Origin of the sequence: Mycobacterium sp., from assembly GCF_032161845.1 — a bacterium.
GTDB lineage: Bacteria > Actinomycetota > Actinomycetes > Mycobacteriales > Mycobacteriaceae > Mycobacterium.
In genome coordinates this window covers 1-9820 of record NZ_JAVRQA010000471.1, presented here as the reverse complement: position 1 = coordinate 9820, position 9820 = coordinate 1, and the positions used below count along the sequence as shown (strand labels likewise).

Below are 9820 nucleotides of genomic sequence, written 5' to 3'. Positions count from 1 at the left end.
GTGTCCGGCCCGAGCAGCTGGAGGTCACCGATTCCGGTGGCGTGGAGGTCGTCGTCGACCTCGTCGAGGATCTCGGCAGTGAGGCGTACGTCTACACGCACGCGAGCGGTGTCGAGTTGGTGGCGCGAAGCAACCCCCGCACGGCGCCCAGACTTGCTGACACCGTACGGCTGCGCAGGCATCCCGAAGGCGCCGTGCACCTCTTCCACCCGGAAACCGGCGAACGCCTGAACTGATCAGCGCCACTGAGATGATGCAACCGGAGTTGCGGCTCCGTGCACCAACTCCCGGGCTCTTAGGGCTGCCGTGGGACCGCCCACTCTCGGAGTGGGTGGTCCCCGACGTCCCACTGCGCGACATCGCGGTGGGCATGAGCCGCCACCTCGTGAAATTCGTCGACGCCGACGGCCTTCTCTGGGCGGTCAAGGACATGCCGCCGCGGACCGCGATCAAGGAGTACGACGTCCTGCGGCGACTCGAGGAGATGGGCCTACCGGCGGTGCATCCGGCCGGGCTGGTGCTCCAGCCCGAGTTCGAGACCGCGATCCTGGTGACGCGCTATCTCGAGGGGTCCTGGCAGTACCGCAGGCTGTTCATGCGGTTGCCGCCGGACCAGCCGAGGCACCGGGCCCGCCTGCTGGATGCGATGGCGGGGTTGTTGGTCGAACTGCACCGGCACGGAGTCTTCTGGGGCGACTGCTCGTTGGCGAATACATTGTTCTCCCGCGATGGACAGCTTCTGCAGGCGTGGCTGGTCGACGCCGAGACGTCTGAGGTGCACCCGACGTTGAGCCGCGGCCAGCGCAGGCACGACCTCGAGATCTTGGTGGAGAACGTCGCGGAGGGTCTGGTCGATCTCGCCGAGCGGCTCGGGCTGCCGGAGGAAATCCACGGCACGCTGATCGCCGAGGCCGAGCAGGTTCAGGTGCGGTACGAGAAGCTATGGGACCTGCTGCACGCCGAGCCGGTGTTCGGCTTCTCCGACCGCTACCGAGTCGAGGGGACGATCCGTCGTCTCAACGAGCTCGGCTTCGCCGTCGACGAACTGTCGCTGCAACCGGATGCGTTGGATCCGAGCCGCATGCGGGTCCGCGTCGCCGTCGGTGACCGCCGCTATCACGCGCAGCACCTGCGGGAGCTCACTGGTTTGGACGTCGGCGAGGGACAGGCGGCCATCCTGCTCGGCGACCTGCACGCCTATCAGGCGCAGTTGTGCGTCGAGGCGGGTCACGACGTCGACGAGGCAACGGCCGCGCGACTGTGGGTCATCGAGGTGCTGACCCCGTACGAGCAACTGGCGCACGAGGTCGTCGGCCACCGGGGCACCGCGATCCAGGCGTACTGCGATCTGCTCGAGGTCCGGTGGCTGCTTAGTGAGAAGGCGGGTCGCGACGTCGGTACCAACAAGGCGCTCGCGGCGCTAGCCGGTGACGTCATACCGACCGACTCCGCGGCGAAGATGGCCGTCGCGGAGGTCCCGACGGCCCCGTTCGCCGTGCTGCAGATCGATGACGACTGACGGTCCAAAATCGATGAAACCTCTTCTGTCGCTTTGGTTTCAGTAGTAACAAAACGAGTCCGGCTTGTCGGTGGGTCGAACTAATGTTCGATTCATGTCAGTGGGGTGCGTGAAGGCAGCGGCCGCAGCGTTGCGTGCGGCGTACGACGCCATGGCCGCACTGCCCGTGGAAGCACTCACCGCGGTCGAGTTGGTCGACGTCCTCGACGAACTCGAAACGCTTACGTGTCAACTGCCCGTCGAGAGCCATCGCATGCTGACGCGCTTGCAGGCCGAGACGACGCCGAAGGCGATGGGTGCCAAGTCATGGCGCGACGTGCTGGCGATCCGGTGGCGAATCTCTCCCAGCGAAGCCGGCCGCCGACTCGACGAGGCAGCGTTACTCGCGTCGCGCCAGACACTGATCGGTGCACCACTTGAGCCGGTGTTGCCATGTACCGCCATCGCCCAATCGCACGGGGTGATCAACCGCGAACACGTGCGGATTCTGAGTGACAGGATGAGTCGCATTCCGCCTGCAATCGACGCCACCACCCGGTCCCAGATCGAAGCCGACTTCGTCAAGACTGCGATGGGTGTCGGTCCCAAGGAGCTCAAGGACCACGCCGACCGCACCCTGTTTCTGCTCGACCAGGACGGCCCCGAACCTGACGACGTCGAACGGGCGCGTCGCCGCGGGGTGAGCAAGGCGCCCCAGCAGCCTGACGGGATGATCCGAATCAAGGCCAACCTCACGCCCGAAGCGTGGGCCATCTACGAGGCCATCTTCGCCAAGCTGGGAGCGCCGGGGATGTGCAACCCGGCCGACGAATTCCCCTGCACGTCGGGAACTCCCACCCAGGACCAGATCGACGACGACCACCGCACCCTGGCTCAGCGTCAGCACGACGCATTGGCGGAGGCCGGGCGTAGCGTACTGGAGGGCGGCGGGCTCGGTCAGCACAAGGGGTTGCCGACGTCGATCATCATCCGCACCACGCTGCAGGACTTGGAGAGCCGCGCAGGGGTCGGCGTCACCGGTGGCGGCACCGTGATGCCGATCAGCGACGTGATCCGGCTGGCTGCCCGCGGCTCCAACCAGTACCTCGCGGTGTTCGACGGCGCCACCGGATCAGCCCTGAACCTCTTCCGCGCCCGCCGCAATGCCTCACCGCTACAGCGGATCATGCTGATCGCCCGCGATGGGGGCTGCACCAAACCCGGATGCACGGTGCCGGCCTACGGCAGCCAGGTCCATCACGCCGCCCGCGATTGGGCCGATGGTGGCCAGACCAACGTGGACGAATTGGGTCTGGCGTGCGGACCCGACAACCGCGCGGTCGGCCCCGATGGCTGGACCACCCGCATCAACGCCCAAAACGACGTCGAATGGATTCCGCCGGCCCGCCTCGATACCGGCCAAGCCCGCGTCAACCAGTATCACCGTCCCGAATGCCTTTACCGACCACCAGATGACGAGCCGGTAGCCCCTGGCGCCGAGGTCGACGGCCGACCAGGCGGACCGGAACCCAACGCTGCCTAGCTGGCGAAGTTCACCCGGGAGAAGTCGGGGGTAATACGGTCAGGTGGTGGAGCGCTACGAGCGGGTCAAACTGACCAACCCCGACAAGGTGCTCTACCCGGCGACAGGCACCACCAAGGCGGAGATCTTCGAGTACTACGTCGCGATCGCCGACGTCATGGTGCCGCACATCGCCGGTCGGCCCGTTACCCGCAAGCGCTGGCCGAATGGGGTCGGCGGCCAGGAGTTCTTCGAGAAGCAATTGGCGTCATCGGCGCCCGGGTGGCTGGCGCGCGGGTCCGTGACGCACAAGTCGGGCACCACGACGTACCCAATCATCGACACCCGCGAGGGCTTGGCCTGGATTGCGCAACAGGCCGCACTGGAGGTCCACGTTCCGCAGTGGCGGTTCGACGGGTCCGAACCCGGTCCCGCCACGCGCATCGTGTTCGATCTCGACCCCGGCGAAGGGGTGACGTTCCGCCAGCTGTGCGAAGTCGCTCACGAGGTGCGCGGAATCATCACCGACATCGGGCTGACCACCTTCCCGTTGACCAGCGGCAGCAAGGGTCTGCACCTGTATGTGCCGTTGACGGATCCGATCAGCAGCCAAGGCGCGTCGGTGCTGGCCAAACGCATTGCCGTGCAACTCGAGAAGGCCATGCCCAAGCACGTCACCGCCACGATGACGAAGAGTCTCCGCGAGGGCAAGGTGTTCCTCGACTGGAGTCAGAACAGTTCGGCCAAGACCACGATCGCGCCGTACTCAATGCGTGGACGTGAGGAGCCGACCGTGGCGGCGCCCCGCACGTGGGAGGAGATCGAGGATCCCGACCTGCGGCACCTGCGCTTCGACGAGGTGCTCGAGCGCGCCGCGCGGGACGGCGATCTGCTCGCTCCGTTGGACGAGAACGTCTCGCTACCAGACAAACTCACGACCTACCGCAGCATGCGCGACGCGGGCAAGACACCCGAACCCGTGCCGCGAAAGGCGCCCGCAGTCGGCAACGACGACACCTTCGTGATCCAGGAGCATCACGCGCGACGCCTGCACTACGACTTCCGGCTCGAGCGCAACGGCGTGCTGGTGTCGTGGGCCGTGCCCAAGAATCTGCCGGAGACGACGTCGGTCAATCACCTCGCAGTGCATACCGAGGATCATCCGCTGGAGTACGCCACCTTCGAGGGCTCGATTCCCAAGGGGGAGTACGGCGGCGGTGAGGTCATCGTCTGGGATACCGGCACCTACGAGGCGGAGAAGTTCCGTGACCACTCGCCAGACGGCCCCGAAAAGGGCGGCGAGGTCATCGTCACCTTGCACGGGAGCAAGGTCTCCGGGCGCTACGCGCTGATCCAGACCGGCGGAAAGAACTGGCTGGCACACCGGATGAAGGAGCAGCCCGTCATCACCGAGAAGGACCTCGCACCGATGCTTGCCACGCACGGGTCGGTCGCCAAGCTCAAGGCGGGGCAGTGGGCGTTCGAGGGGAAGTGGGATGGCTATCGGCTGCTGGTCGACGCCGATCATGGGGCGTTGACGTTGCGCTCGCGCAGCGGTCGCGACGTGACCGCCGAATTCCCGCAACTCGGCTCGCTCGCAGCCGATCTGGCCGACCATCACGTCGTCCTCGACGGGGAGATCGTTGCCCTTGACGCATCTGGCGTGCCGAACTTCGGTGCCATGCAGAACAGGGCTGCGGGGGCCAACATCGAGTTCTGGGCGTTCGACGTGCTTTCGCTCGACGGCCGATCCCTGTTGCGCGCCAAGTACTCCGACCGTCGCAAGGTGCTCGAGATGCTGGCCAACGGTGACGGCGGGCTGATCGTGCCCGAGCAGTTGCCGGGTGACGGGCCGGAGGCTTTGGAGTACGCGCAGAAGCACCGCTGGGAGGGCGTTGTCGCCAAGAAACGCGACTCCACGTATCAACCGGGGCGGCGTTCCGCGTCGTGGCTCAAGGACAAGCTATGGCTCACCCAGGAAGTGGTCATCGGTGGATGGCGTGCAGGTGAGGGCGGCCGCACCAGTGGCATCGGGGCGCTGCTCGTCGGCGTACCGGAGGGCGGCGGCCTGCAGTTCGCCGGCAGGGTGGGCACAGGCTTCACGGACAAGGATCTCGCGAAGCTCAAGAAGACCCTGGAACCCTTGCAGTCCAAGGAGTCTCCGTTCACCAAGCGACTGGTAGGGCCCGACGCCAAGGGAGTGACGTTCGTGCGTCCGGAGTTGGTCGGCGAGGTCCGCTACAGCGAGCGCACCTCGGATGGCAGGCTCCGACAACCCAGCTGGCGCGGCATGCGACCGGACAAGGAGCCCGGCGAGGTGGTGTGGGAGTAGGCGGCCGTACTCAGCAAGAAGCGGCGATCGCTTCCTGCATACCCCGGGTCGCGAGGACGTCGGCCAACTCGTTGTCGGCGACACCCGAGTGCCCCTTGACCCAAAACCATTCGACCTGGTGCCGCTCGCACGCCGCCTGCAAGCGCTTCCACAGGTCGACGTTCTTCACGGGCTGCTTCGCGGCGGTCAACCAGCCGTTGCGTTCCCAACCGAGGACCCACTTGGTGATGCCGCTGCGGACGTAGGTGCTGTCGGTGTACAGGTGCACCACCACGGGTCTGGTGAGTGCCTCCAGCGCCATGATCGGCGCGGTCAACTCCATCCGGTTGTTGCTGGTCTCGTCGGGCTCGCCGCCGAACATCTCGCGGACGTGCTCACGATGGCGCAGCACCGCCCCCCAGCCGCCGGGGCCCGGATTGGGTCGGCACCCGCCGTCGGTGTGGATGACCACCGGGTCTTCGATCATCCGCCGAGAATAGGTGCCGAGATCAGCGCCGTCCGGACCGACATGCCGAGCTCGCGATGCCGAAGCGTGGTGATTCGCCGTCCGGGCTGCACCGCCGCCTTGACCGGTTCGGTGCGATCCCCGAGGAAGGAGGCAGTCGCGTCGAGGTCCGCGACCGTGTACGTGATGCCCCAGAGGGAGGCTGGCCCCTCGCTTGCCGCATCCGGCGAACCGACGACCTCGACGATGACGTCGGCGAACCGGAAGAAGATCTGGCGGATCGGTCGGCCGCCGAGTTCGGCGTCCCGCTCCCGGCGCGGTTCGACTCCGACGGCGGCCAGCGACTCAACCGTCCGGCTCAGGTCGGGTGACATCAGCACGACGTGGTCGATCGCGATGACGCCGTTCGGGTGGGTGGCCGGCGTCGAGGGCACCGCGTGCGACGCCGTCGTCGGGATGCCGTCGAGATCACGGATCGACCGGTCCGACGGCAGGCCGCGCAACGACCAGCCGACGATGCCAGCGCCGTTGTTCGATTTCGCCGCCGGGGCGGCTCCGGTGTCGCGTCCGACCAATCGAATGCCGATGCCGCCGATGCGGCAGACGGGTTCGGAGTCGCCGCCGACATCGACAGTGAATCCGGCCGTGCTCCAAGCGTCTGCCGGATCGGCGGCCAGGAGCTCGCCGATGGCGAGGGTGACGGTCAGATCTTGCTCGCGACGAATGTTGCGGCCTGATCGGTCATTCCGATGGTCGTGTAGCTGGTGTGGGCGGCATTGTCGTCGCCGTCGGAGCAGATGGGATCGCCCGGCGCGCACAGCTCGATGGCCTTGCTCGCGTAGAGCGGGCCGATCGTGACGGGGGGATCGTCGATGGCTGCCATGAACGTGGGCTTGGGCTTACCAATCAGGGCAACTGCGGCGACGTGGTCCGCCACGTTGGCGGGCATCGGTTGCGGCACGTCGGAAGGGTCGACGCCGTGTGGCACCACGTTCGCCGTAGTGAAACCGATCACCGCCGCGCCCTGGGAGTAGCCGCCAAGCACCAGCTTCGTGTTCGGGCACGTCGCCGCCATGTTCTCGATGTGGTTGGCGGCGTCCCGGATGCCGTCGACGGCGGTCGGAAAGTCGGTGCTCGCGGGATAGACGACGGCGTAGGCGCCGACGGACTTGGTGCCGAGCTTGGAGCGCACGGCGTTGACGAAGTCCTCTCCGATTCCGCCAAAGCCCTGAGGTGCGAAAGTGCCGCGCGCGAACACGACTTCCACGTCCGGACACGGGGCCGCCGAGGACGTCGGGATCCCCGTCGGGACGACCGAGAGCGCGAATGCGATCGCGGCGCCGGCTCCGGCCAGTCGAGCAAAGTGGCGTGCTGTCATGGCTACAGACTGGCACAGCCCCGCCATCGTCATCTATGACATCGTTGAGTGATGAGCAGCGACTACAGCGACGCCGACGACGATCAGCTGACCCAGGAGGACACCCTTATCGACAGGGGAGTCGACGATCTGCTCGACGAGGGCTACTCGCCACCCGACCGGTGGAAGGAACCCAGGGACAACGAGACCCTCGACGAACTGCTGTCCGAAGAGGAGCCCGACCCGGCGATGCAGCTCGACGATCCCGACGAGCAGGCCGGCGACGACGAGGTCGGCGACCGGCGAGCCGGTCGACTGGTGGCGCCCAACGAAGGATTCGGCGCGGATACCGAGAAGGACCTGCTGGGCAGCGAGGTCGGCATCGACGGCGGGGCGGCGTCAGCGGAAGAGGCAGCGGTCCACGTCATCGACGAGGATGAGGACATCGACGAGGACGAGGAAGGCTGACTAGCCCGCTGCGATGAGGCGCTCCAGTTGGTCGTTGGCCGTCCGCAGTCCCTTGGCGACCATGCCAAGCAACCGTTCGCGACTGCGTGGCCGCGCCAGCATCGGGGCGAACATCTCGCGCAGCAGGTTCAGCCGTGACGCGGCGAGCCAGTCGAGGAGTTCCTGATCGGCGATCCAGCGCACTTCGTTGCGCTGCTCGGCCAGGGTCATCGTCAGCCAGTCGACGTCGGTGTTGGGATGCGGCACGGGTACGCACAACTCGTTTCTGGTTGAGTCGTCCGGACGGGTGGCCTCGAGGTGGGCGATGAGGCCCGCGCTGAACACCTGCTGGCACCCGCGGACGCTCTGCAGGGTGATGCGGTCACCGTCGAAGACGTCGACGGCAGGGCGCCTCTCGAGCCCGTCGGCGGTGCAGTCGACGTACAGCGCCGCGGCGTTGCCGGTGACCGCTCCGCCGGTGAGTCGAACCCCGTCGTGACCGATGCGCTCGACGCGGCCGAGGCGAACGACGTCGTCGATGCGGCGCAGCTGAGCCAACTCCGCGCGCGACACCGTCGCGCAGCGGTACATCGTCGGGCGCACCGCGGCGTCGAGCCTGAGCAGATTGCCGTTGGCCTCCAGCCGGGCGAAGAGGTCCTCGACGGAGGTGGCCTCGGAAATCGACTGCAGCCGTGCGGCAAAGCTCGCCTTGAACCGGCCGAGGAAGTCCTGGCCCGGTTGGATGTTCTCTCGGTCGAGCAGCCAAGCGTCGCGCGGCATGATCCACGTGAGCCGATCCGGTGCGATGCCGGCCTCCAACGCCCAGAGGCAGGCGTCGATGCCGGTCTTGCCCGCTCCGACGATCACGAACCGTTCGAATCCCGTTGCCAATGACGGCAATTCGTTCGGCGGGACGCACGTGATCCCGTCGGCGACCTCGTAGGACGGGGGACGCATCGACGGCACGACGGTCTGAAGGTAGGTGGCGTCGACGATCCGGCGCGCCACGACCGTGGTCTCGGCACCGTCGTGGGCACGGATGCGGCCGTCGCCGAGGTACTCGGTGTTCGGTAGGTACGTCACACGGTCCGATGACAGCAGGTCTCGCTCCATGACGCCGACGAAGTAGTCGCACACCTGGCTGCCCGTCGCCAGTTCGTGCAGTCCGGAGTTCCAGCCGACCTCGTCGATGGCGTCGGTGCCCAGTCGCCGCGAGTTGACGCCGTAATACGCCGAGGGTTGATGCAGACGCACGAAGGGATACGCGCGCGTCCAATGACCGCCCGGCCGATCGCCGCGGTCCACCATCACGATGCTGGCAGCGCTCTCCGCGACGAGGGTGTCGGCGAATGCCATGCCCATGGCACCGGCGCCGATGACGAGGTAGTCGGTCTCGATGGTCGGCATGGCGCGGACCCTATCGAAGCGTGGCCCGTGCGTTACCGTCGGTACCGTGTACGACCCGCTGAGCCCACTGCCCGAGCGTGGCTACGTCTATCGCACCGGTTGGCGGTTGCTCACCAGCGACATCGACTCGGATCTGCGACTTCGGCTCGATGGGGTGGCCCGCAACATCCAGGAGGTCGGTGCCGAGCACCTGGCCGACGCCGGGTACGCCGACGTCCATCCGCACTGGATCGTGCAGCGCACGGTCATCGACGTCCTCGAACCACTGGAACTGCCGAGCGACATCACCTTCCGGCGCTGGTGCTCGGGCATCTCGAACCGATGGTGTTCCATGCGGGTTCGTCTTGACGGTTCCGACGGCGGCCTGATCGAGACCGAGGGCTTCTGGATCAACATGAACAAGGACACCGCGACGCCGTCGCTGATCTCGGAGAGCATGTTCGACCGATTCGCCACGACCACCGACGACACCAGGCTCAAGTGGCGGCCGTGGCTGCCCGGCCCGGCGAGCTCGGATGTGGTGACGCCGTTTGCCTTGCGCCACACCGACATCGACTTGTTCAGGCATGTCAACAACACGGTGTACTGGCATGGCGTGCACGAAGTGCTCGCGCAATATTCGGAGCTGGTGTCGAGCACGTACCGGGCAGTTGTGGAGTACCGCAAGCCGATTCAGCTGGGGGAGTCCGTCGACATCCACTCCGCGGTCCGAGACGGGGACGTCCGGCTGTGGTTCGTCGTGGCCGGTGAGGTGCGCGCAGCCGGTCTGCTGCACGATCTCGCCGTCGTCAGCCGACCGGAGCCAGCCGGCG

General features: G+C 66.8%; 10 protein-coding genes. 6 read left to right on the top strand and 4 right to left on the bottom strand.

What is annotated here, in order from left to right; genetic code table 11:
• From QOD90_RS25605 to QOD90_RS25590, 4 genes are all read left to right on the top strand, one after another.
• Window positions 1–236 (top strand): TOBE domain-containing protein (locus tag QOD90_RS25605; RefSeq protein ID WP_526354362.1); only part of this gene is annotated, 236 nt, incomplete at its 5' end.
• Window positions 237–250: 14 nt separating this feature from the next.
• Complete coding sequence (locus QOD90_RS25600; protein ID WP_526354360.1) at window positions 251–1519, top strand: DUF4032 domain-containing protein; 1269 nt, start codon at window positions 251–253, stop codon at window positions 1517–1519.
• Between the two features lie 94 nt (window positions 1520–1613).
• The gene (locus QOD90_RS25595; RefSeq protein WP_526354358.1) at window positions 1614–3041 is read left to right on the top strand and encodes an HNH endonuclease signature motif containing protein; all 1428 of its coding nucleotides are present in this window, start codon (window positions 1614–1616) and stop codon (window positions 3039–3041) included.
• Window positions 3042–3084: 43 nt separating this feature from the next.
• On the top strand, window positions 3085–5352 hold the full coding sequence (locus QOD90_RS25590; RefSeq protein WP_526354356.1) for an ATP-dependent DNA ligase: 2268 nt from the start codon (window positions 3085–3087) through the stop codon (window positions 5350–5352).
• Window positions 5353–5362: 10 nt separating this feature from the next.
• Here the strand turns inward: QOD90_RS25590 and rnhA are convergent, their stop codons facing one another.
• The 3 genes from rnhA to QOD90_RS25575 are packed head-to-tail and all read right to left on the bottom strand — an operon-like array spanning window position 5363 to window position 7175.
• A complete protein-coding gene (gene rnhA / locus QOD90_RS25585) occupies window positions 5363–5818 on the bottom strand; it encodes a ribonuclease HI (RefSeq protein WP_526354354.1) in 456 nt (151 codons plus the stop codon).
• Window positions 5815–6504: a VOC family protein gene (locus tag QOD90_RS25580; protein ID WP_526354364.1), complete on the bottom strand. Its 690-nt coding sequence runs from the start codon at window positions 6502–6504 to the stop codon at window positions 5815–5817. Before QOD90_RS25580 ends, rnhA begins: the two co-directional genes overlap by 4 nt.
• On the bottom strand, window positions 6501–7175 hold the full coding sequence (locus tag QOD90_RS25575; protein WP_526354352.1) for a cutinase family protein: 675 nt from the start codon (window positions 7173–7175) through the stop codon (window positions 6501–6503). Before QOD90_RS25575 ends, QOD90_RS25580 begins: the two co-directional genes overlap by 4 nt.
• A gap of 51 nt (window positions 7176–7226) precedes the next feature.
• Between QOD90_RS25575 and QOD90_RS25570 the strand changes: the two genes are divergently transcribed.
• Window positions 7227–7622, top strand: coding sequence for a DUF5709 domain-containing protein (locus QOD90_RS25570; RefSeq protein ID WP_526354349.1), 396 nt, complete (start codon window positions 7227–7229; stop codon window positions 7620–7622).
• On the opposite strand, the gene QOD90_RS25565 is transcribed toward QOD90_RS25570, so the two are convergent.
• On the bottom strand, window positions 7623–9008 hold the full coding sequence (locus QOD90_RS25565) for an NAD(P)-binding protein (RefSeq protein ID WP_526354348.1): 1386 nt from the start codon (window positions 9006–9008) through the stop codon (window positions 7623–7625).
• Here QOD90_RS25565 and QOD90_RS25560 point away from each other — a divergent pair.
• Window positions 9007–9820 (top strand): acyl-[acyl-carrier-protein] thioesterase (locus tag QOD90_RS25560; RefSeq protein WP_526354346.1); only part of this gene is annotated, 814 nt, incomplete at its 3' end. The two genes, QOD90_RS25565 and QOD90_RS25560, sit on opposite strands and share 2 nt — an antisense overlap.

Coding starts and splice junctions, on each gene's coding strand:
- QOD90_RS25600 (WP_526354360.1), top strand. CDS start 251: ATGATGCAACCGGAGTTGCGGCTCCGTGCACCAACTCCCGGGCTCTTA.
- QOD90_RS25595 (WP_526354358.1), top strand. CDS start 1,614: ATGTCAGTGGGGTGCGTGAAGGCAGCGGCCGCAGCGTTGCGTGCGGCG.
- rnhA (WP_526354354.1), bottom strand. CDS start 5,818: ATGATCGAAGACCCGGTGGTCATCCACACCGACGGCGGGTGCCGACCC.
- QOD90_RS25575 (WP_526354352.1), bottom strand. CDS start 7,175: ATGACAGCACGCCACTTTGCTCGACTGGCCGGAGCCGGCGCCGCGATC.
- QOD90_RS25570 (WP_526354349.1), top strand. CDS start 7,227: ATGAGCAGCGACTACAGCGACGCCGACGACGATCAGCTGACCCAGGAG.
- QOD90_RS25565 (WP_526354348.1), bottom strand. CDS start 9,008: ATGCCGACCATCGAGACCGACTACCTCGTCATCGGCGCCGGTGCCATG.